Origin of the sequence: Mesorhizobium sp. C264A (assembly GCF_040324515.1) — a bacterium.
Taxonomy (GTDB): Bacteria; Pseudomonadota; Alphaproteobacteria; order Rhizobiales; family Rhizobiaceae; genus Mesorhizobium.
In genome coordinates, this window is the sequence record NZ_JAMYVY010000001.1 from 3,573,525 (window position 1) to 3,596,009 (window position 22,485).

20 protein-coding genes are annotated in these 22,485 nt (G+C 63.9%); 8 read left to right on the plus strand and 12 right to left on the minus strand.

Going from position 1 to position 22,485, the window contains the following annotated elements:
* Window positions 1–321 precede the first annotated feature (321 nt).
* The 4 genes from NKL04_RS17565 to NKL04_RS17580 all read left to right on the plus strand — a co-directional run bounded on the left by NKL04_RS17565 (window position 322) and on the right by NKL04_RS17580 (window position 4,892).
* Window positions 322–2,154 carry an ABC transporter ATP-binding protein gene (locus tag NKL04_RS17565; RefSeq protein ID WP_245271342.1) on the plus strand — a complete coding sequence of 611 codons (1,833 nt, stop codon included), beginning with the start codon at window positions 322–324 and terminating at the stop codon, window positions 2,152–2,154.
* Complete coding sequence (locus tag NKL04_RS17570; protein WP_023699801.1) at window positions 2,154–4,040, plus strand: ABC transporter ATP-binding protein; 1,887 nt, start codon at window positions 2,154–2,156, stop codon at window positions 4,038–4,040. The genes NKL04_RS17565 and NKL04_RS17570 overlap by 1 nt, the downstream gene beginning before the upstream one ends.
* Before the next feature lie 363 nt (window positions 4,041–4,403).
* A complete protein-coding gene (locus tag NKL04_RS17575; RefSeq protein WP_023667887.1) occupies window positions 4,404–4,568 on the plus strand; it encodes a DUF3309 family protein in 165 nt (54 codons plus the stop codon).
* 150 nt (window positions 4,569–4,718) lie between these two features.
* Entirely contained in the window at window positions 4,719–4,892 is a 174-nt protein-coding gene (locus tag NKL04_RS17580; RefSeq protein ID WP_156933728.1) for a hypothetical protein, read from the plus strand.
* Here NKL04_RS17580 and NKL04_RS17585 read toward each other — a convergent pair.
* Both NKL04_RS17585 and NKL04_RS17590 read right to left on the minus strand, forming a co-directional pair.
* Complete coding sequence (locus NKL04_RS17585; RefSeq protein ID WP_023699802.1) at window positions 4,883–6,064, minus strand: MFS transporter; 1,182 nt, start codon at window positions 6,062–6,064, stop codon at window positions 4,883–4,885. The genes NKL04_RS17580 and NKL04_RS17585 overlap by 10 nt on opposite strands.
* Before the next feature lie 102 nt (window positions 6,065–6,166).
* Window positions 6,167–6,394: a DUF1127 domain-containing protein gene (locus NKL04_RS17590; RefSeq protein WP_023729208.1), complete on the minus strand. Its 228-nt coding sequence runs from the start codon at window positions 6,392–6,394 to the stop codon at window positions 6,167–6,169.
* Between the two features lie 252 nt (window positions 6,395–6,646).
* Here NKL04_RS17590 and NKL04_RS17595 point away from each other — a divergent pair, with 252 nt between their 5' ends.
* A complete protein-coding gene (locus NKL04_RS17595) occupies window positions 6,647–8,164 on the plus strand; it encodes a winged helix-turn-helix domain-containing tetratricopeptide repeat protein (RefSeq protein ID WP_031209025.1) in 1,518 nt (505 codons plus the stop codon).
* Between the two features lie 530 nt (window positions 8,165–8,694).
* Complete coding sequence (locus NKL04_RS17600) at window positions 8,695–10,191, plus strand: aldehyde dehydrogenase family protein (RefSeq protein WP_023699805.1); 1,497 nt, start codon at window positions 8,695–8,697, stop codon at window positions 10,189–10,191.
* 25 nt (window positions 10,192–10,216) lie between these two features.
* On the opposite strand, the gene doeB is transcribed toward NKL04_RS17600, so the two are convergent.
* The 10 genes from doeB to ehuR all read right to left on the minus strand — a co-directional run bounded on the left by doeB (window position 10,217) and on the right by ehuR (window position 20,274).
* Window positions 10,217–11,221, minus strand: a complete 1,005-nt coding sequence (gene doeB / locus NKL04_RS17605) for a N(2)-acetyl-L-2,4-diaminobutanoate deacetylase DoeB (protein ID WP_023699806.1) — start codon at window positions 11,219–11,221, stop codon at window positions 10,217–10,219.
* 5 nt (window positions 11,222–11,226) lie between these two features.
* The gene (doeA, locus tag NKL04_RS17610; RefSeq protein ID WP_023699807.1) at window positions 11,227–12,405 is read right to left on the minus strand and encodes an ectoine hydrolase DoeA; all 1,179 of its coding nucleotides are present in this window, start codon (window positions 12,403–12,405) and stop codon (window positions 11,227–11,229) included.
* A 129-nt stretch (window positions 12,406–12,534) separates the two neighbouring features.
* Window positions 12,535–13,527: a cyclodeaminase gene (locus NKL04_RS17615; protein WP_352723895.1), complete on the minus strand. Its 993-nt coding sequence runs from the start codon at window positions 13,525–13,527 to the stop codon at window positions 12,535–12,537.
* 232 nt (window positions 13,528–13,759) lie between these two features.
* Window positions 13,760–14,746 (minus strand): hydroxyectoine utilization dehydratase EutB, encoded by a 987-nt coding sequence (gene eutB / locus NKL04_RS17620; protein ID WP_031209026.1) that lies wholly within the window; start codon window positions 14,744–14,746, stop codon window positions 13,760–13,762.
* 5 nt (window positions 14,747–14,751) lie between these two features.
* Entirely contained in the window at window positions 14,752–15,531 is a 780-nt protein-coding gene (eutA, locus tag NKL04_RS17625) for an ectoine utilization protein EutA (protein ID WP_023682672.1), read from the minus strand.
* 8 nt (window positions 15,532–15,539) lie between these two features.
* Window positions 15,540–16,199 carry an ectoine/hydroxyectoine ABC transporter permease subunit EhuD gene (gene ehuD, locus NKL04_RS17630; protein WP_023709687.1) on the minus strand — a complete coding sequence of 220 codons (660 nt, stop codon included), beginning with the start codon at window positions 16,197–16,199 and terminating at the stop codon, window positions 15,540–15,542.
* Window positions 16,199–16,858, minus strand: coding sequence for an ectoine/hydroxyectoine ABC transporter permease subunit EhuC (gene ehuC / locus NKL04_RS17635; RefSeq protein WP_023682673.1), 660 nt, complete (start codon window positions 16,856–16,858; stop codon window positions 16,199–16,201). The genes ehuD and ehuC overlap by 1 nt, the downstream gene beginning before the upstream one ends.
* Before the next feature lie 205 nt (window positions 16,859–17,063).
* A complete protein-coding gene (gene ehuB / locus NKL04_RS17640) occupies window positions 17,064–17,915 on the minus strand; it encodes an ectoine/hydroxyectoine ABC transporter substrate-binding protein EhuB (RefSeq protein ID WP_023699811.1) in 852 nt (283 codons plus the stop codon).
* 63 nt (window positions 17,916–17,978) lie between these two features.
* On the minus strand, window positions 17,979–18,764 hold the full coding sequence (gene ehuA, locus NKL04_RS17645) for an ectoine/hydroxyectoine ABC transporter ATP-binding protein EhuA (RefSeq protein WP_023682675.1): 786 nt from the start codon (window positions 18,762–18,764) through the stop codon (window positions 17,979–17,981).
* Window positions 18,765–18,888: 124 nt separating this feature from the next.
* The gene (gene ehuR, locus NKL04_RS17650; RefSeq protein WP_023682676.1) at window positions 18,889–20,274 is read right to left on the minus strand and encodes a MocR-like ectoine utilization transcription factor EhuR; all 1,386 of its coding nucleotides are present in this window, start codon (window positions 20,272–20,274) and stop codon (window positions 18,889–18,891) included.
* Window positions 20,275–20,356: 82 nt separating this feature from the next.
* Here ehuR and NKL04_RS17655 point away from each other — a divergent pair, with 82 nt between their 5' ends.
* Together NKL04_RS17655 and NKL04_RS17660 are read left to right on the plus strand one after the other, a co-directional pair.
* Window positions 20,357–20,845 carry an Lrp/AsnC family transcriptional regulator gene (locus NKL04_RS17655; protein ID WP_023686966.1) on the plus strand — a complete coding sequence of 163 codons (489 nt, stop codon included), beginning with the start codon at window positions 20,357–20,359 and terminating at the stop codon, window positions 20,843–20,845.
* Window positions 20,846–20,975: 130 nt separating this feature from the next.
* Window positions 20,976–22,469 (plus strand): NAD-dependent succinate-semialdehyde dehydrogenase, encoded by a 1,494-nt coding sequence (locus tag NKL04_RS17660; protein ID WP_023699812.1) that lies wholly within the window; start codon window positions 20,976–20,978, stop codon window positions 22,467–22,469.
* The last annotated feature ends 16 nt before the right edge of the window (window positions 22,470–22,485 follow it).

Below are 22,485 nucleotides of genomic sequence, written 5' to 3' on the forward strand. Positions count from 1 at the left end.
AAGAAGAAATAGCGAAGAAATCGGGGAAAATTGAAGGACTGCTATCAACCACCTGAGAGTCGCGAGTAGAGCATGGAGCAGCCAAACGTGCGATCAGCCTGGTGAAGGCATGACTACCCCACAGGCAAATCCAGCTGGGCCGATGCCGAGTATTCACTTTCATTTCAGGCACAGTGCGATACCGCCATTGGCCCTTGAACGGTCAAAATGGAGGCGTACCATCGCGGTATCTGAAACTGAGTCTGTTTTCATTCGTCTGGGCTAATGTCCGGATCGGATTGGGTATTTTCCTTGGCAATGGATGCAACCCGCGGCGCAGCGATGCGCGGCAAATCGTTTGCCCATGTGGCGGAGGCGTCCTGGGGCAAGGGCCTCAGCACGCTGCTGCGCATCGTGCGCATGACGCTGCGCCATCCTTGGCAAGTTGCGATCACCATCGCCTCGACCTTCATTGCCGCGACGCTGCAGCTGTTCATCCCGCGCCTGCTCGGCCACGCCATCGACCAGGCGCAAGGCGTGATGGCTGGAGGCGGCGGCGCGGCGGCTGAGCAGGCGCTGTGGACGACGGCGATCACCTTGCTCGTCGTCAGCATTCTGCGCGGCCTCTTCACCATGGCGCAGAATTATTATGGCGAGGCCGTTGGCCACCGCACCGGCTATGAGCTGCGCCTGGCCTTCTACGAGAAGATCCAGCGGCTGAGCTTCTCCTTCCATGACCGGGTGCATACCGGCGACCTGATTACGCTTGGCCTGCTCGACCTCGACGGCGTGCGCATGTTCTTTTCCACCGGCATATTGCGCGTGGTGCTGCTCGGCGTGCTGATCGGCGTCGGCTCCTATCTCCTGATCAGCACCGATCTCGAGCTCGGGCTGCTCAGTCTGAGTTTCGTGCCGTTCGTCGCCTGGCGCTCCTCGGTCACACAGCTCAGGCTGCGCAGCACCTGGCTGACGCTGCAGGAGCGGCTGTCAGTGCTGAGCCGGGTGATGGACGAGAACCTCGGCGGAATCCGCGTCGTGCGCGCCTTTGCGGCGCAGCGGCATGAGCTGGAAAAATTCGACCGCGCCAAGAAGTCGGCGCTGGAGCTTGCCGACCAGCGCGTCGACATCCGCGTCTCTAACACCAGCGCCATGAATTTTTCCTTCCTGGCGGCCATGGGCCTGGTGCTGTGGTTCGGTGGCCAGAAGGTGATCGCGGGCCAGATCAGCGTCGGCACGCTGGCGCAGTTCCTCACCTTCATGACCATCCTGCAGATGCCGGTGCGCCAGCTCGGGCTGATGGTCAACTCGTTCGCCCGCGCCTCGACCTGCGGCACAAGGCTGTTCGAACTGCTCGACGCCGAACTCGACATTCAGGATGCGCCTGATGCCAAGGATCTCGTGGTCACCGAAGGCTTGCTGCGCTTCGACAATGTCGGCTTCCGCTACGCGGGCGCCGGCGGCCGGCCGGCGCTGTCGGGCATTTCCTTCGAGGCCAGGTCCGGCGAGACCGTCGGCATTGTCGGCCCGCCGGGCAGCGGCAAGTCGACCATCGCGCATCTGATCCCGCGCTTCTACGATGTGACGTCAGGCGCGATCACCATCGACGGGCAGGATATACGCGAGGTCACGCTGCAATCGTTGCGCAAGGCGGTCGGCGTCGTGCAGCAGGACGCTTTCCTGTTCACCACCTCGATCGAAAACAACATCGCCTATGGCAATCCGTGGGCGCGCGAGACCCGCATCGGGCAGGCGGCTGAATACGCCCAGCTGCACAATTACATCATCGGGCTTCCGGCCGGCTACACCACGGTCGTGGGCGAGCGCGGGTCATCGCTTTCCGGGGGCCAGCGGCAGCGCCTGACCATCGCCCGCACCCTGATGCTGCGGCCTTCGGTGCTGGTCTTCGACGATTCCACCGCGGCTGTCGACGCCGGCACCGAGCAGCGAATCCGCACCGCGATGAAGCGCTTCGCCAAGGACCGCGTGACGCTGATCATCTCGCACCGGCTGAGTTCGCTGATGCATGCCGACCAGATCCTGTTCATCGAGAATGGCCGCATCGCCGAGCGCGGCACGCACCAGGAATTGCTGGCGCTGGGTGGTCGCTACCGCGCGCTTTACGACCTGCAGCTGCGGCCGGACGACGATTTGCCGGTGGCGGTGGGAGCCGCATAATGTCGACACCGGGTCACGACGAAAAAGAAGACACCAGCCGGCGGCCCACCAGGGCCGTCGTCGGTTCGCACCGCGACGAGGAAGAGGTCTTCGGCAAGGTCTACGATCCGCGCATCGTGCGCCGCATCTGGAGCTTCGTGAGACCGTACCAGGGCCGGATCTTCATCTCGGTGGCCGCCGTTTTGGTGTTCACTCTGACGCAATTGGCGATCCCGCTGGTCATCCGTTACGCCATCGACCACGGCATGGCGGCGGGCAAGGCCGACAGCTCCGTCATGAACTGGGCGATCGGTGCCTTCGCCCTGATCATCCTGATCAACTATGCCGCCAGCTATGTCCAGGAAAGCGTCGTCGGCAAGGTGGCCGAGAATGTGCTGTCGGATTTGCGCCGCGCCATGTTCAGCCATCTGCAGCGCGTCTCGCTGAGCTTCATGGACAAGACCGAGGTGGGCCGGCTGATGTCGCGCCTGCAGGGCGACGTCAATTCCATGCAGGAATTCCTCGAGACCTCGGTCATGTCGGTGGGCGACATCGTGCTGCTGTTCGGCATCGTCAGCGTTCTGTTGTGGCTCGATTTCCGGCTCGGTCTGCTGACGCTGTCGACCATGCCGGCGTTGTTCATCGTGCGCCTGTTCTGGCTGCCGCGCGCCAAGATCGCCTTCATGGCCGCGCATGAGACCAACTCGATCGCCAATGGCGCGCTGGCCGAAGGCATCCATGGCGTTCGCACGGTGCAGAGCCTGGAGCGCCAGCACGTCAATTTCGACCTTTATGACGAGAAGGTGCTGGCCAATCTCAGGGCTCACCTGACCTCGGCCAAATATGCGCAGGTGATGGTGCCGATCGTCGACACGCTGACCGGCATTGCGATGGCAACCGTGATCGTCGTCGGCGGCTCGATGGTGCTGTCGCACAGCCTCGACATCGGCGTCATGGTGGCGTTCCTGTTCTATATCCAGCGCTTCTTCGACCCGATCCGCTCGCTCACCATGCAGTACTCGGTCATGCAGCGCGCCATGGCGTCGGGCCAACGCATCTCCGAAGTGCTCGACGTACCGGTCGACGTCAGCGACAGACAGGGCGCGGTGACGCTGACGCGCGACATGGACGGTTCGGTCGAGTTCAGGAACGTCACCTTCGGCTACCGGCAGAACCAGCCGGTGCTGAAAAACATCTCCTTCCGCGTCAATCCGGGCGAGACGGTTGCGCTTGTCGGCCCCACCGGTTCGGGCAAGTCGAGCTGCATGGCGCTGGTGCACCGCTTCTATGATGTCTGGTCGGGCGAGGTGCGGGTCGGCGGCCACGATGTGCGCGACGTGACGCAGGATTCGCTCGGCGATCAGGTGGCGATGGTGCTGCAGGAGCCGTTCCTGTTTTCCGGCACGGTGCTGGAGAACATCCGCTACCACAAGACATCGGCTACCAGCGAAGAGGTTGTGCGCGCCGCGCAAGCCGTTGGCGCGCACGACTTCATCGAGCATTTGCCTGACGGCTACGACACCGAGCTCGAACAGCGCGGCGGCAATCTGTCCCTCGGCCAGCGCCAGCTGATCAGCTTTGCACGCGCACTGGTGGCGGATGCGAAAATCCTGGTGCTGGACGAGGCGACGGCGAGCATCGATTCCTACACCGAGATGCTGATCCAGAAGGCACTGGTCACGCTGCTGGAAGGCCGCACCGGGCTGGTCATCGCGCACCGGCTGGCGACCATACGCGGCGCCGACCGCATCATCGTCTTACAGAACGGCGAGATCGTCGAGAGCGGAAATCACGAGCAGCTGATGGCGGCCAAGGGCCTCTATGCCAGGCTCTACAACATGAACTACGCATCGTTCGACGATATTGCCGAGGAAGACATAGGCGCGCCGGCCGGCAAGGCGACGTGAGCTGCTGCCGGTTCAGCTCGACTGGGAATGGTGCGGGGCCAAAACTCGTCGTCGACCAATTCGGCTTCAGATGACGACACGTTTCAGCTCGCCTTCCAGCGTAAGCCCGGCGTCACGCCTGCCGCGCGTTCAGGTGGAGGAGCGGCCGGCCGCCTAAAGGGCAATCCCGCGTAAATTCTGAATTCTACGCGCCGCCTGGCGCGCGATGCACGCGCAGCTTGCGCCTGAACCTCAGCAAACGCCGTCATGATGGCTTTCGTTCCTTAGCCGTCGGATGAAAATCGCCGGGGAACAGGAAGGCTTGCTGGGAGTTTAGTTCTTCGAGCCGCGCCGTGAACGGCGCGGCAGCGAAGGAGACGGCATATGGGCCTGGGTACCATTCTTATTATCATCCTGATCATCGCGTTGCTCGGCGGCTTCAGCGGCCTCGGCGGCGGCCCGTTCTACGGCACTGGTTACTATGGCGGCGGTGGCCTCGGGCTGGTGCTGATCATCGTGATCATTCTGGTTGTTCTCGGGCGAATATAGCGTCGCCATTGGCGGCCGCCGAGTTTCTACGGCGGCCGCGTTTTCGCCTGACATCGAGGTTTGAAGACATGGCAGCTGAAGACATTGCTGGTCCGGACTGGGCCGGCGTCGGCGCGAGCGAGAGCGAACGCGACGAGCTGGGATATCCTAATGGTGGCACTATCCGAAGGCGGCGGGCGTAAGCTGCAGACCCCGACACCCGCCTGGCGGCCGTGGCGTTCATCGAGGCGGATCGGACGCTTCGAGAAACCCAGGACGGCGACGAGGCGGGTCAAGGGCAGCATCGGCCTGAAGGCCGCAATGGCAGGCACGCCTTACGCCTGAACGCGGTCAACCCGCCGTAACTCCGCCAGCAGAAACACCACCAGCACGCAGCACAGCAGGCCAAGCGACAATGGCAGTCCCTGATGTCCGGTCAGTTGCATCGCCAGCCCGGCCACGGGTGAGCCGACGATGCCGCCTACCCCCCATACGAACGCGAAGGCGGCATTGCCGGCGATCAAGGTTTGACCGGTGAAACGCTCGCCGAGCTGGATCAGCGACAGCGTGTAGATCCCGAACGAGACCCCGCCCCAGACGAAGAAGAGCGGCCAGACAAGCCATGTAGCGAAGAGCAAGGGCAACAGCAAACAACCGGCCAGGCAAGCCAGGACACAGAACAGCATCATCGGCTTCGAGCCAAACCGTTCGGCGGCGCGCCCAAGCACGACCTGCAGCACGGCATTGCCGGCGATGAAACAGGTGATGAGCGAAGCGATGCGCTGCTCAGTGCTGCCGAGCGCGGCACCATAGACCGCGAACAGCGAAAGCAGGACTTGCTCGAAGGCGGCAGCCGTGAAGACTGCGAACAAGAGCAGCGGCGCCAGCGCGAAGAAGCCGCCGACCGACACCGCTTCGCCCTCACGCGGCATGTCGGGCAGGCGTGGCGCGACGGCAAGCACGATCAGGCCGCAGACAAGGAAGGCCGCGCTGCCGATGATGAAGGGTGGCCATCCTTGCGTGCCGACCAAGCCTAGCGACAGCGGGCCGAGGCCAAAGCCGGCGGAAACGATGGAGGAGTATAGGCCCATGATGCGGCCTCGGCGTGCGGCGGGTGTGATCGAGACCAGCCAGGTTTCACTGATCACGTAAAGCGGATTGGCAAAGAAGCCGAGCAGGAAGCGCAACGGCATCCAGGCCCATACATCCTGCGTCCAGGCAATCGCGATCAGGACGGTTGCTGCCAGGATCGAACACACAACCGCAAAGCGCGCCGCGCCCACCCGCCGGACCAGCGCCGGCGTGAAGAGCGACGATATAATGAAACCCAGAGGCGTCATCGCGGCCGAGAGGCCGATAAGGCCCGGTGTCGTCCCTTGCCGTTCCAGGATGAAGCTGAGCAGCGGATACGTCAGCCCCTGTGCTATGGCGAACACCGTAACTGTCGCGATGATGCCGGCCATCGCGGCCCATGCGATGTGGTTCTCCGGCGGTGACGTCGCGTCTTCGGCGCTCATGCCGACTTCGAAGCAGGATCGGCACGTTCCGGCAAGTGCAAATGCCGGCAAAACGCCGCGGTACGCCCAAACAGGCGGGCGGGTCTTATCCGCGACATCAGCTCACACTTGCCAGAAGCGTTTGACGATTTCGGCCTCGACCTGGCGTCTGGTCAGACCGATATCGTCGATCAGGTGCGGATTGGTCTCCGCCATCTGCTTGAGGTCCCAGCGAAAGCGTATCCGCTCGCGCCAGGCCGCGATCATGCCCCGCGGGCCCGTCGGACGCCGGCCCGATGACACCGCCTTTTCCGGCAAGGCTGCACGAGCAGAAGCAAGGGTATCGTTCATGGCAACCTCCATTCGGTTTGAGGGGCGACAGCCCTCGGCTTGAAAGAGGTTGAATTCTGCCGCATGCGGACGGCGCCGTAATTAAGCGCGGCCAAATAGTTCTCAAAAGTTCCAAAGCAGTTAGAGCACCTCGCCGATTCATCGAAACGACGAGGTGCTCAACTCTTTGTTTTGACGCCATACGTCCGTGAAGCGCTCTGCGCTTTCCCGTGGGAAAACCGCCTTCACACCTTTCCTGGAATTGCTCTATAGATGCGCGTTATGCAGGGATCGCGCTTTGCCTTTGGTCCGTTCGTGCTCGATCCGGGTGCGGGAACGCTCCTTCGGGACCAAGTTCCCGTCGCCGCCGGCCACCGCGGACTGCAGCTGCTGGCGGCGCTCGTCGCCCGGCCCGGCGAGATCGTGGCCAAGGCCGAGTTGATGGATGCGGCATGGCCAGGCACCGCCGTTGAGGAAGGCAACCTCACCGTCCAGATTGCGCAATTGCGCAAGCTGCTGGGTCCGGCCACGAACGGCGGAGAATGGATATCGACCGTTCCGCGCGTCGGCTATCGCTTCGCCGGCGCCATCGAACAGCTCGGCGACGAGAAGCGACAGGCTTTGCCGCTGCCCGCCAAACCGTCGATAGCCGTGCTGCCCTTTGCCAATTTCAGCAACGACCCCGAGCAGGAAGCCTTTGCCGACGGGTTGAGCGAAGACCTGATCACCGACCTGTCGAGGATCGGCGGCCTGTTCGTCATCGCGCGCAACTCGACCTTTGCCTACAAGGGCAAGGCGGTGGATGTGCGCGAGGTCGCCAGGGAACTTGGCGTGCGCTATCTGTTGGAGGGCAGCGCCAGACGCGCCGCCGGGCGCGTGCGCATCAACGCCCAGCTGGTCGACGCGCTGAGCGGCGAGCACTTATGGGCAGACCGCTTCGATCGCGGCCTGGAAGATATCTTTGCCGTTCAGGACGAGGTGACGGCCAAGATCGTCGAGGCGCTGCTTGGCCGGCTGCGCGCGCCGCTGCCGCGCAATCGGCCCCGAAATCTCGAGGCCTACGATCTGTGCGTGCGGGCCCGCAACCTGATCGACGTCTCGCCGGAGACGGCGCGCGAAGCGCATCTGTTGCTGACGCGCGCGCTTGCGCTCGATCCGGACTATGCCGAAGCCTATCGCTGGCTTGCCATGAACCACTGGATGGGATGGGTGCATTGGGGAGAGCCCATTGAGCCTGCCCGCGGCCTTGCCCTGGAACTGGCGCGCAAGGCTGTGGCGATCGATCCCAACGATGCCGGCTGCCACTGGGTGCTTGCCAACCTGCTTGCCTATGAGCGCAGATTCGACGAAGCGGATGTGGGATTTGCCAAGGCGTTCGAACTCGACCCGAACGAGGCCGATGCCTGGGCGACATTGTCCGACATCGCGGTCCTGGCCGGGCGCGTCGAGGACGGCCTCGACTATATCGGCAAGGCGTTCCGGCTGAACCCGTTTCCGGCAAGCTGGTACTACCTGACGCTCGGCCAGGCGCAATATGCGGCGCGCGACTATGAAGCCGCCGTCGAGACGACGCGCCGGGACGAGACGTATCGGACAAGCTCGCGCCGTTTCCTTGCGGCAAGCCTTGCGCAACTCGGCCGGATCGATGAGGCGCGCGCCGAGGTCGACCTGTTCCTTGTCGCGAACCCACATTTCACCACCAGCCACTGGGTCGAGACGGAGCCGTTCCGCGACACGGCCACGCTCGACCATTTCGTCGATGGCTTCCGAAAGGCCGGCTTTCCGGAGTGACGGACCGGCGTGCTCGATCGAATGCCAGGCACCGTCGGTTGCGGCTCAATCTGTCAACGTTTGCAAGTCGCGAGGCCGCTCGACCGATCTTGCTTCCGCGTGCAGTCATCCAACAGCGATTGCAGCGAAGCGGCGCGCGAAACCTCTGTCACGGTGAAGCCGGCTGGAACGGCCACGATCGATCCGGCCACGGGTGAGCGCTGGGTGGCGGCTGGCGACTACCTGTTGCGCTCTCGTCTGCAATGCCGGCATCGCGGTCGCCGTGGGCAATGATCGGCTTGCCTCCTTGAGCTTTCAGCGACGCGCTCCGACAACTCGCGATGATTTTTCTAGATGCCGGTGATTTTCTAGATGCCGTTTGTCGAAGCATGATCTTTTCCGAAACCGTTTCCCACTTTTCTGGATCACGCTCTAGCGGCTGGCGTGATCGGGAAGTCCGCGCAATCTGATTGTCCGAGCGCCCTTTAGCTTTCCTTGTTTGAGGTCGGCGGCGGGAGTAATAGTCGCCACGGAATTGCGAGGAGGAAGAGATGACGCTGAACTTCGACCCGAAGGCGAAGGCCACGGCGTTGTACCATGGCGAATTCCGACCGATGTTCATTGGCGGCAAGTGGGTCGCGGCGCAGTCCGGCCACGGCATGCAGGCACTCAATCCGGCAACAGGCGAGGTGCTGGCGACAGTGCCGCGCGGCGGGGCTGCCGATATCGACTCGGCGGTGGCCGCCGCGCGCGCGGCCTTCGAAGGCCCATGGTCCAAATTCTCGCCCTACGAGCGGCAGTGCGTGCTGCTCAGGATCGCCGATCTCTTCGAGACGCATTGGGAAGAGCTCAGCGTTTCCGACACGCTGGATATGGGGCTGCCGATCACGCGCACGCTCGCTAACCGGCGCCGCGTCATCGGCATGCTGCGCTTCTATGCCGGCATGGCGACGGCGCTGCATGGCGAGACGATCGACAATTCGATTCCCGGCGAGATCGTCACCTTCACCCGGCGCGAGCCGGTGGGCGTCGTTGGTGCGATCATTCCCTGGAACGCGCCGACCGCCGCCTCGATCTGGAAGATCGCGCCGGCGCTGGCGACGGGCTGCACCATCGTGCTGAAACCGTCCGAGGATGCGTCGCTGACGCCGCTGCTGATCGCGCAACTGATGCAGGAAGCCGGCGTGCCCGACGGCGTCGTCAACGTCGTCACCGGCACCGGGGCCGAAGCCGGTGCGCGGCTCGCCGAACATCCAGACGTCAACAAGATCGTTTTCACCGGATCGACGCTGACCGGCCAGGCCATCGCGCGGGCAACCGTGGCCAACCTCAAGCGCGTTTCGCTGGAACTCGGCGGCAAGTCGCCGATCATCGTCTGCCGCGACGCCGACATCGACAAGGCTGTTCCGATCGCGGCGATGGCGGTGTTCGTGCATTCGGGCCAGATCTGCATTGCAGGCTCGCGGCTGTTCGTGGCGCGCGAAATCCATGACGAGTTCGTCCGACGGCTCGCCGATTTCGCCGGCAGACTGCGGATCGGCCATGGCATCGAGGCCGAGACGGAAATCGGACCGCTCATCAATGCCAGGCAGGCAGCCAAGGTGGAGGGCTATATCAGGGCCGGCAGCGACGAAGGCGCCGAACTGGTCGCCGGTGGCTCGCGGCTGACCGGCGAGCTCTACGATGGCGGCAACTTCATTGCGCCGACGGTCTTCGGCGCCGTGTCGGACCAGATGACCATCGCGCGCGAGGAGATTTTCGGCCCGGTCATTTCGGCGATGCCCTTCGACACGCTCGACGAAGCGGTGGCGCGTGCCAATGCGACGCCCTATGGCCTGGCCGCCGGCATCTTCACCACGCATCTGGGCACCGCGCACAAGCTTGCGCGCCGGGTCAAGGCCGGCTCGGTCTGGGTCAACATGTACCATGCCATCGACCCGGCGGTGCCGTTCGGCGGCATGAAGATGTCGGGTTATGGCCGCGAGGGCGGCATCGAGCATCTGCACGAGTATCTGGAGACCAAGTCGGTCTGGATCCAGACCGACTGATATTCGCGCGGCGTACTCTGCGAAATCACGATGAAACCACAACGGCCAGGACGGCGGCGCAGTCACCGGCTTTGACCAGGCCGGGGAAATGCCGCGCCGCCAGAATGCCGGACATTTTTGCCTTGATCTCCTGCGGAGCGATGCCGGTGCGGCCAGTGGAATGGATGCGCGCCAGCACCGAGCCTTCTTTCACAGGCTCGCCGAGATCGACCATGGTCTCGATCATGCCGTCGTCCTCGGCGAAGGAGAAACAATCGCCTGACGGCATGTCGAGCCACTGAGTTCTGCCCTTCTCGACCGCACCATCAACAATGCCGGCATGGCGCAGCACATTGCTGATGCCGCGCCGCGCGATCCGCACGGTCTGGGCACGCGAGGTGCCGCCGCCGCCAAGCTCGGTGCTGACGAAGACCTTGCCCATTTCCTCGGCCGCCGTGTCATACATGCCGACGGAGTCAATCTCGATCATGCGCATCGAGAACGGGGCCGAGAACGCGGCGACCGCGTCGAAGGCTTTCTGCTCCAGCGCCTTGTCGGGCACCGTGTGGGCGGCACAGAAGGGCACGAAATCCAGCGTCCTGCCGCCGGAGTGGAAATCGAAGACGAGGTCGGCGCGGGGCAGCAATTCGCGCTGGAAATAGTCGGCGATCTTTTCCGTCACCGTGCCGTCGGGACGGCCGGGAAAGCTGCGGTTCATATTGCCCTTGTCGATCGGCGACGTCCGCGTGCCGGCGCGGAAGGCCGGATAGTTCATCGCCGGCACGATGATCACCGTGCCGCTGACCTGTTTGGGATCGAGCGTGCGGGCGAGATCGTAGAGCGCCAGCGGCCCCTCATACTCGTCGCCATGGTTGCCGCCGGTGAGCAGCGCGGCCGGCCCCTTGCCGTTGCGGATGACGCAGATCGGGATCATCACCGAGCCCCACGCCGAGTCGTCGCGGCTGTAGGGCAGGCGCAGGAAACCATGTTGCACGCCGTCCTTGTCGAAATCGACGGTCGGGGCGATCGGGGAAGGGCGGAGGCTAGGCATCGGGCTCAATTCTTCACCACCAGTTTGCGCGGTACATTGGCGAGGCACTCTACACCGGTTTCGGTGATCAGGATGGATTCGGTGATTTCCAGTCCCATGGTCTCCAGCCAGAGACCGGTCATGAAATGGAAGGTCATGCCAGGCTTGAGTTCGGTGCGGTCGCCGGGGCGCAGGCTCATGGTGCGTTCGCCCCAATCCGGCGGATAGGAGAGACCGATGGAATAGCCGGTGCGGTTGTCCTTGACGATGCCATATTTCTTCAACACGGCGAAAAAGGCGTTGGCGATGTCCTCACAGGCATTGCCGGGCTTTGCCGCCGCCAGCCCCGCCTCCATGCCTTCCAGTGTCGCCTTCTCGGCATCGAGGAATTCCTGTGTCGGCTTGCCGAGAAAGACGGTGCGCGACAGCGGGCAATGGTAGCGGTTGTAGCAGCCGGCGATCTCGAAGAAGGTGCCCTCGCCCGACTTCATCGGCTGGTCGTCCCAGGTGAGATGCGGCGCCGAGGCGTCGGCGCCCGACGGCAGCAGCGGCACGATCGCCGGATAGTCGCCGCCGATGCCGTCGACGCCGCGCGTGCCGGCATCGTAGATCTCGGCGACCAGATCGCATTTGCGCATGCCGACCTGGATCTTGTCGACGATGCGCTGGTGCATGGCTTCGACGATGCGGGCCGCCTTGCGCATATAGTCGATTTCAGTCGGGCTCTTCACCGCGCGCTGCCAATTGACCAGCGCTGTCGCGTCGACGAAGCGGGCGTTGGGCAGGTGCTTCTGCAACGCGGCGAAGGCGGCAGCCGAGAACCAGTAATTGTCCATCTCGACGCCGATGGTCAGCTTGCTCCAGCCGCGATCACTGAGCACTCTGGCCAAAAAATCCATCGGGTGGCGCTCGGTCGACTGCACGTAGTGGTCGGCATAGCCGACGATGTTGTCATGCGCGAGATAGGCGGTGCGCTTGGCGCCATTGGCATCCTGGCCGCGGCCGTACCAGACCGGCTCGCCCGATGGTGGCACGATCACCGCCTGATGCACATAGAACGACCAGCCATCATAGCCGGTCAGCCAGGCCATGTTGGATGGGTCGCTGACAACAAGCAGATCGACGCCTTTCCCCTCCATGGCTTTTCGCGTCTTGGCGAGGCGATCCGCAAATTCGCCACGCGAGAATTTTAGGTTCGGCTGCATTGTTCTTGGTCCTCGTTTGTTGGGCCTGGAGCCTGTTTCAACTTTGTTGGAAACAGGCTCGTCGTTCTTGTTTGAACGTGATCTCTGGGAAAAACCGGGTTGCACTTCCGGATCACGCTTTGGCCAGCATCAGCTTTCAAAAATGGTTCCGGCATTGGCCGCCCGCGCCCGGTTGCGAGCGAGCGTGGCGATCGCCGTATCCTGCACGCCGGTGCCGGTGAGGTCGGCCATGGTGATGTCGGTGGGTGAGCGCCTTCCGTGCCGTTCGCCGGCGATGATCTGGCCGAGTTCGGTGACCGCGGCATCGGCTCCCATCACGCCCGATGCGATGGCGTGATGCAGTTCTCCCAGACGCCGTGTCTGCTTGGCGCTGTCGGCGACATAGAGATCGGCCATGCGCAGGATCGCCGGCGCGATCTCGTTCTTGTGTTCGGCATCCGAGCCCATGGCGGTGATGTGCTGCCCGGCAACGACAAAGCCGGCCTTGATCAGCGGCTCGGTCGACGGCGTGGTGGTGACGATGATGTCGGCGCCGATGGTTGCTTTGGCTGCATCCGGCTCGGCGCGCACGAGAATGCCGAGCTTTTCGCGCAGCGCGCCTGCGGCCGTCTCCGCCTTGACCGCATCGCGCGCCCAGATACGTGCCTCGGCGATCGGCCGCACCAACATGAGCGCTTCGAGTTGCAGCCCGGCTTGCACGCCGGCGCCGAAGATTGCGGCGACGGACGAATCCGGCCGCGACAGATGCTTCGCCGCGACGGCGCCGGCAGCAGCGGTGCGGACATCTGTGAGATAGCCATTGTCGAGCAGCAGCGCCTCGACCACACCGGTTCTTGCCGAGAGCAACACCATCATGCCGCCCCCGCTGGGCAGACCGAGCTTCGGATTGTGGAAGAAGCCCGAGCTTATCTTGACGGCGAAACCGTCTATTCCTGGCACATAGGCGGACTTCACATCCACCTCGCCGCGCTGCTCGTGAATGTCCAACCGCAGAATCGGCGGCATCGCCACCGGCAATGTGGCGAGCGCGCGGAAAGCGTTTTCGACGCAGGCGACCGCGTCGAGATCGAGCGTCACGATTGTGCGCAGTTCCTTCTCGGTGAGGATCGTCATCCGGCTCATGCGACGCGCTCCGCGAAGGCGCGCACTGCGAAGGATAGTGTTCCGTCACACCCCCCTCTGGCCTGCCGGCCATCTCCCCCGCAAGGGGGGAGATTGGACTGCACTCCTGCCTTCGCCAATCTCCAGCGCAGCAAGAACAGCGACCGCATCGAAGCTGCCGATCTCCCCCCTTGCGGGGGAGATGTCCGGCAGGACAGAGGGGGGTGGGCGGGAATTCGGCGTGGGAGAGTTTTCATGCCGCGCGCTCCGCGATTGCGTCACCGCAGACGATCTTGCGATGCGTGTTCATGTCGATATTGCGGCCCGAGAGAAGAACGACCACCGGCCCGGTCGCCCTGACCTTGCCGGCGAGTAGCGCAGCGATGCCGACCGCACTGGCGCCTTCGACGATCTCGCGCTCTTGTTCATAGGCATGGCGGATGCCGGCGGCGATCTCGTCCTCGCTGAGCAGGATGACGTCGTCGAGCAGATCGCGGCACATGGCGAAGGTCAGCCGGTTGTCGAGACCGATGCCGCCGCCGAGCGAATCCGCCAGTGTCGGCAACTCCTCGACCTCGACCGGACGGCCGGCATCGAGGCTGGCCTTCATCGCCGCGCCGCGCGCCATCGAAACGCCGATGATTTTTGTCCCGGGGCTGACGCCCTTGACGGCGGCGGCGATGCCCGAGGCGAGTCCACCACCGGAGAGCTGCACCAGGACGAGAGCGGCATCCGGGACCTGCTCGATCATCTCCAGTCCAAGCGTGCCTTGCCCGGCGACGATGGCGGGATGGTCGAAGGGCGGCAACATCACCAGCCCCTCTTGCCCCACCAGCCGCTCGACCTCCTGCTGCGCCTCGTCCTGGCTGTTGCCGATGATGCGGACATCCGCGCCAAGCCGACGGATTTCGTCGAGCTTGTTGCCCGGCACCAGCCGCGACATGCAGATCACCGCACGCATGCCTTCCAGCTTCGCGGCATGGGCCAGCGCACGGCCATGATTGCCGGTCGACGCCGCGACCACGCCGCGCGCCTTCTCCTCGGTGCTCAGCGAAGCAACGGCATTCGAGGCGCCGCGCAGCTTGAAGCTGCCGGTGGTCTGGCGGTGTTCAAGCTTGAGGTGGACAGGGACGCCCAGTCGTTCGGAAAGGCTGTGAGATAACCCTGTCGGCGTGCGTTCGATTTTGCCGGCAATTCGCTCCCGGGCGGCACGAATATCGTTAAGGGTGACTGTCGTCATGATCGTCAATCGCGCGGCAAAGGCAGCGTCATCAGACGGCCAAATTCGGGATGCGACGTCCCGTCGCCACACAACCGCAAACAATTCCAGGCGCTGGCCTGATTGCTGGTGACGACCGGGCGGTCGATCGCCTGTTCCATCCCGGGAACCGCGAGCGCTCCGCGCAATGCGGTGCAGGACACGAACAGTGCATCGGCCTGCGCATTCGTCGCCTCACGAGCCAGGTCGGCGATCGCTGCCGGCGCAATGCGCGCCATCTCGCGATCGTCCTCGAAGCCGAGGCAGGTGAAGCTGACGATCTCAAAGCCGCGCTCGGCGAAATACGTCGCCATCGGTCTGGAGGTTTCTACGGTGTAAGGGGTGAGGATGCTGATCTTCTTGGCACCCAGCGCCTTCAGCCCGCGCACGCCTGCCATGGGCGGCGTGACCACAGGAACACCCGGCTTGGCAGACTGGATCGCCGCCTCGATCTCGGCGTCGCCAATCACCACCGAGGCCGAGGTGCAGGAGTAGCAGATCGCGTCGAGCGGCTCGTCTGGCAGGATCAGCGCGGCGCCCGCCGCCAGCTCCGGCTGCATCTTGCGAAGGTTTTCCGGCGTCGTCGGATTCTTGTAGGGAATGCGCGCGACATAGACGCCGATGCGCTCGCTCGCCACCATGCGGCGGAAATCCGGTTCGCTGGTGTGGTCGGTGGCAAGGATGATCAGGCCGACGCGCTTTTCCAGCGGGCGCGCATCGAGCGCCGGCCTTGTCGGCATCAGCCTGATTTCGGGCAGCGGTTTCATCTTGAGAATTACCTTTCGATCTTGCCGTAGCGATGTTCCAGCCAGCGCAGCAGCACGACCGAGAAGAGGCTGATGACGAGGAAGAAAGCGCCGACCAGCGTGATCGGCTCAATGTAGCGATAGTAGGTGTTGGCGACGCTCTTTGCCTGGTTCATCAGCTCCAGCACGGTGATTGCCGATAGCAGCGGTGTCTCCTTGAACATCGCGATGAAATAATTGGCCAGCGCCGGGATCATCGGTGGGATCGCTTGCGGAATGATGATGTTGGTCCAGGTCTGCGTGGCGCTCAGATTGCAGGCCTTGGCCGCCTCCCACTGGCCGCGCGGCACGTTGTCGATGCCGGCGCGATAGACTTCCGCCGTGTAGGTGCCGTAGTGCAGGCCGAGCCCGATAACGCCGGCGACCAGCGGCGGCAACAGGATGCCGAAATCCGGCAGCACGTAGAAGATGAAATAGAGCTGCACCAGAAGCGGCGTGCCGCGGATGAATTCGGCCGCCCAACCAACGGTGCGCGACAGCGCCTTGTTGGGCGAGCGTCGTGCTAGCGCGATGCCCAGACCCACGACAGCGGCCAGCACGGAGCCGAGCAGCGTTGCCAGGATGGTGATCTTCACGCCCTGGATCAGCGTCGGCAGGATCTCCCAGACGAAGTTCCAGTCCCAATCCATCAGACGCGCACCCCGTCGAGGCCGCGCGCCATGCGGCGTTCCAATGAACGCACGCCCCAGGAGATGATCAGCGCCAGGGCGAAATAGATGATCAGGATGGTGGTGAACGGCGCCAGCGTGTTACCGGTCTGCGAGCGCACGACCTGCGCCTGAAAGGTGAGATCGGCGAGCGAGATCAGCGACACCACGGAGGTCGCCTTGAGCAGTTCGATGGCATTGTTGCCGAAGGTCGGCAGCATGATCAGCAGCGCCTGCGGCAGGATGACATGGCGCATGCCTTGCCAGCGGCCGAGGTTGAGCGCGATGCAGGCCTCATATTGTTCGCGGCCGACCGACTGGATGGCGCCGCGTACCACCTCGGCCGCATAGGCGCCGACATTGAGGCCCAGCGCCAGCACACCCGCCTGCAGCGGGGTCAGTTCGAGGCCGATCAACGGCAACACGAAATAGGCAAAGAACAGCTGCACGAAGATCGAGGTGCCGCGGAAGAATTCTATATAGACGGTTGCCAGCCAGCGCAGAGCAAAGAAGCGCGACACGCGGCCCATGCCGGCGAGGAAGGCCATGATCAGGGCGAGCACCGACCCCATCAGCGTCAGCTCGATGGTGACAAGCGCTCCCTGCAATATCAGGCCGAGGTAGCCGGACCACTGGGTCATTCGGGTTCCAACGTTGGCGGTTAGCTTCCTTCTCCCCGTTCACGGAGAGAAGATGCCAGTCTACCCTCCGTAGCTGCAGCGCAGCTGCTGCGGAGGACGGGCAGGCAGATGAGGGGCAGCGCTAAATTCTCAGAACCTGGCGCCGCCCATCATCCGGCCCTTCGGGCCACCTTCTCCCCGTGAAAGGGGAGAAGGCAAAACGGCCCTATTTCGCCGCGCAGAGCTTGTCCCGCGTGGTCGACATCGCGGCTGCGGCCGAGAAGCCGTAGGGCTCGATGATCTTGGCGAACTCGCCGGATTTCTTCAGCTTGGCGAGCTCGACATCGAAGGCATCGCGCAGGGCCTCATCGCCTTTCTTGAAGGCGGCGCCGTCGCAATAGACCGGGGCGCCGACCACCGGGGCGATGACTTCGAGGTTCGGATCGTTGGCTTTCTTGACGAGGTCGTTGATCGACAGGACGGGCAGCGAATAGGCGTCGATGCGGCCGTCCTGCAGCATCTTCAGGCCGCTCTGGCCGTCCGGCACGACGATGACGCGCTCGCGCGGCACGCCGGCGTTGAGCGCCAGCTTCTCCTCGGTGCCGCCACCGGGCGCGCCGATGGTGGCTGACGTGTCCTTGGCGACGTCCTCGTAGCTCTTGAAGCCCTTCGGATTGCCCTTCTTCACCAGCATCGCCTCGGCGTCGCACAGCACCGGCTCGGAATAGACGACCGCCGCGCAACGCTCCGGCTTCATGAACAGGCCGGCGGTGACGACGTCGAAGCGGCCGGCCTGCAGGCCGGGGATCATCGCGCCATATTCGGAGATCGAAGCGACGATGTCGGCAACACCGAGACGCCTGAAGACCTCGCGCGCCACGTCGGGCGCCGCACCCGAAACTTTGCCGTCGGCGGCGACCGCCGTATAGGGCGGCTCGTTGGCGATCGCGACGCGGGCAAAGCCCTGCGCCTTCAATTGCTCGAGCTTGCTGTCATCGGCCGAACCGGTGCTCGACGCGCCGAGCACCGCCGTCAGTGCGAGACCGGCGACGCCGGCCAGAATGCCAAGTTTCTTCATTGTTCCCAACTCCTTGTTGTCTTCTTGGTTTTGTCTGGGGCGGTCTTCCGCCCCGCAAAGCGGTCAGACACGATGTCCGGCTGCGATGATCTTCTTCAGGAAGCCTTGCGTGCGCTCCTGCTTTGGATGGCGGAAAATCTCGTCTGGTTTGCCCTCTTCGACGATCTTGCCGCGGTCGAAGAACAGCACGCGGTCGGCGAAGTCGTGGGCAAAGCCCATCTCGTGGGTGACCAGCAGCATGGTCATGTCGGTCTCTGCGGCGAGCTTGCGCATGACATTCATCACCTCCTCGACCAGCTCCGGATCGAGGGCCGACGTCACCTCGTCGAACAGCATGATCTTCGGCGACAATGCCAGCGCACGGGCAATCGCCACGCGCTGCTTCTGGCCGCCGGACAGCTGCGCCGGCATCGACTTCGCCTTGTCGGCCATGCCGACCATGTCGAGCAGTTCCATGGCCCGCTTTTCAGCGGCGGCGCGAGGCGTGCCCTTGGTCAGCATCGGCGCCAGCGTGACGTTATCCATGACGCATTTGTGCGGAAACAGATTGAACAGCTGGAAGACCATGCCGATCTTCTGCCGCATCTTGGTCAGGTGCCGCTCGTCGGCGGGCAGCAGCTGGCCGTTGCGCTCCATGTGATAGAGCTGCTCGCCATCGATCTGGATATGGCCGCCGTCGATCTTCTCCAGCGTCATCAGGATTCGCAGGATCGTCGTCTTGCCCGAGCCGGACGGGCCGATCAGCGCCAGCTTCTCGCCGGGCATGACCTGCATCGACAGGCCGTCCAGTACCTTGAACGAGCCGAAGCTCTTCGAAATGGCGTCGACCTTGATGATGGGTGAGGACAAATGAATTTCCCCTGCTGGAGAAGCCTGTGCCCTTAACGATGCGGAACGCGCCAAATCATGTCAATTGGGAAAATAAAATCATGACAATATTTCCGGCACTGCATGATTCCAGAGCAATTCCCGCTTAGATTGCGAGCAGCAGATGCTCCGGATCGCCAAGCAGCAACTTGGTGACAACGCCGAGGCCGGCGCGCAGTTCCCCCTCGGTGGTCGAGCCGAGCGAGATGCGCACCGCCGGATGCCAGGGCGCATCCGAGATGCGGAAGGAGGTGCCGGGCGCGATCGCCACGCCTTGCAGGCGGGCCTGGGCGACGAAGCTTTCCTCGGCACGGTCCGCGGGCAGTTGCAACCAGACATGCAGCCCGTCGCGCCTGGCGCGATAACCAACCCCGCCCAGCACCTCGGCTGCGATGTCCTGGCGGCGGCGCAATGCCGCGCGCTGCCAGCGAACGAGTTCCATCGCCGTGCCGTCGGTCACCCATTTGGTGGCGATCTCGGCCACCAGCGGCGTCGCCATCCAGTTCGACACCAGATGCCGGTTGGCAACGGCGGCGACATAGCGGTCGGGCGCCGCGAGATAGCCGATGCGCAGGCCAGGTACGGTGATCTTGGTGAAGGAAGTGACGTAGAGCGTGCGCTCCGGCGCAAAGGCGGCGACCGGCGGCGGCCGGTCCTCGATCAGCGGACCCAGCACATCGTTCTCGATGATGGCGATGTCGTGCTTGCGCGCGACCGCGGCGATCTCTTCGCGCCGCCGAGCGTCCATCAGCGTCGCCGTCGGGTTGATCACCGACGGTTGCACGAATACCGCGCGAATGTCGGTGAGCCGGCAGACCTCGTCCAACGCCTCCGGGATCAGGCCATTGCCGTCGATCGGCAGGCCTTCCAGGTTGAAGCCGAGATAGCGCGCCAGCGGCACCAGCGTGTGGTGGCCGATGGCCTCGGTGGCGACAGTCGATCCCGGCGGCGCAACGCTCATCAGCGCCACGGTCATCCCGGCGGTCGCGCCATTGGTCAGGCTGATATTCTGTGCGGAGGTGTCGAGCCCACACAGTTTCAGCCATTCGACAGCCACCGCGCGGTGACGCGGGAACACCATGTTGGGCCGGAACGACAACGCCGAACTGGATGGCAGGTTTTCGGCCAGCCAGCCCAGCGCCTGCTTCAGCCGCTCCAAATGCATCGGCTCGCAGACCGGCTTCAGGATTGACAGATCGATGACCTCGCCGAGGCGCTCCGGCAGATAGGGCGGCTCCGGGTCGCGGCGCTGCGTCTGGACAAAGCTGCCACGGCCGATCTCGCCCGAAATCAGGCCGCGCCGGATCAGTTCTTCGTAGGCGCGGCTGACCGTCTGCACCGACAGTTTTAAATCGTCTGCCAGCCTTCGATGCGTTGGAAGCCGCGCGCCGTTGGCCAGCCGCCCGTCATGAATGGCGCGGGCGAACTGGTCGGCCAGCGTTTGATAGGCTGGCCGGCGGATGAGCGCAGGGTCGGGTTGCCATGATGTCATGACTTAATAGAGATCGAAATCAGTGCAATTGACAATCGAAATAATGCGCCGTCATGGTGATGCCGACAAAAAGCGGACGCCGATGACATCGAAACTCGACGCGGTCGACCTCAGGATACTCGACGCCATCCAGCGCGACGGGCGCATCACCAAGCTGGCGCTGGCCGAACAGGTCGGGCTGTCGCCGACGCCGTGCTGGATGCGGCTGCGCAAGCTGGAGAAGGCAGGCATCGTCTCGGGCTACCACGCCAGGATCGCCATGCGCGTGGTGGCGCCGGTCGCCACCGTGTTGATGGAGGTGACGCTGGCCAGCCATCGCCAGGCCGATTTCGACCGCTTCGAACGCGTCATCCGCGACATCCCCGAAATCGTCGCCTGCTGGTCGGTGGGCGGCGGCGTCGACTATGTGGTCAAGGTGATGACGCGCGACATCGACGCCTATCAGCGGCTGGTCGACGACCTGCTGGAGCGCGAGATCGGCATCGACCGCTACTTCACCTACATCGTCACCAAGACGGTGAAGGACGAAATCGTGCTGCCGATAGCCGACCTGCTGCCGGCGTCGGCATAAGCCCGGAGAGAATGTCTGTCGGGACGGCACAATAGAGAGACTCTCTCTCCTTCAAGCCATGCAAACAGCCTCTCTGTCTGCTTCTGGCCGATAGTCTTCCCGCATCAGTCCGAACCGGGAGGCCTCGACCATGTCCGCGCATTTCGCCCGCTCGCATCGCCACGAAGCGCTTGATCTCCTCGCCGACCGCCGGCTGCTGCGCGAGCTCGCCTATGTCGACGGTCACTGGACGGCAAGCGGAGCGGCGAAGAGTTTCGAGGTTACCGATCCGGCGACCGGCACCACTGTCGCATTTGTCGCGGCGCTCGATGCCGGGCAGACGACCAAAGCAATCGACGCCGCCGCACGTGCCTTTCCGGCTTGGCGTTCGTTGCTGCCGCAGGAGCGGTCCAAAATTCTGCGAAAATGGTTCGAGCTGATCATTGCAGCCAAGGATGATCTGGCCCTGCTGATGACACTGGAACAGGGCAAGCCGCTGCAGGAATCGCTCGGCGAAATCGACTACGCCGCCTCCTTCGTCGAATGGTATGCCGAAGAGGCAAAGCGCCCTAACGCCGAGAGCGTCACCAGCCATCTGCCGAATGCCGAGATGATGGTGAGGCGCGAGCCGCTCGTCGTTGTCGGCGTCGTCACGCCCTGGAATTTTCCGGCGGCGATGCTGACCCGCAAGGCGGCCGCCGCACTCGCCGCCGGCTGCACCATCGTCGCACACCCATCCTCGGAGACGCCGCTGTCGGCGCTGGCGCTGGCTGAACTCGGCGAGCGCGCCGGCCTGCCCGCCGGTGTCTTCAACGTCATCACCGGCAAGGCAGCGACGATCGTCGGGCGCATGTGCGAAGACCCGCGCGTCCGCGCCATGAGTTTTACCGGCTCGACGGAGATCGGCCGGTTGATCGCCGCACAGTGTGCTCCGACGATGAAGCGGCTGGTGATGGAGCTTGGCGGCCATGCGCCGCTGATCGTCTTTGCCGACGCCGATGTCGACAACGCAGTGAGCATTGCCATCGATGCCAAGTTTGCAACGTCAGGCCAGGACTGCCTTGCCGCCAACCGCATCTATGTCCAGCGCCCGATCTACGATCGCTTCTGCGCCGCCTTTGCCGCGCGCATCGAGGCGCTGCGGACCGGCAATGGGCTTGTCGAAAAGATCGATATCGGACCGCTGATGCATGAGCGCGCCGTGACCAAGGTCGAGGAACAGGTCGCCGATGCCGTCGCCCATGGCGCGCGCTGCCTCACCGGCGGCAAGCGGCATCAGGCCGGGCCGCTGTTCTACCAGCCGACGTTGCTGGCCGATGTCAGCGACGAAGCGCTGATCATGCGCGAGGAAACCTTTGGGCCGGTCGCCGCAGTCACGCCGTTCGACAGTGAGGACGAGGTGATCGCCCGTGCCAACGCCACAGAATATGGCCTCGTCGCCTATGTCGTTACCGAGAATGGCGCCCGCCAGCAACGTATGGGCCGCGCGCTCGACTACGGCATGGTCGCCATCAACCGCGTCAAGATCACCGGAGCGCCGATCCCCTTCGGCGGCGTCAAGCAATCCGGCATAGGCCGCGAAGGCTCGCGCCACGGGCTCGAAGCTTTCACCGATCTGAAGTACCTCTGTCTGGACGTCGCATAGTCCGTCCGGCCATCTC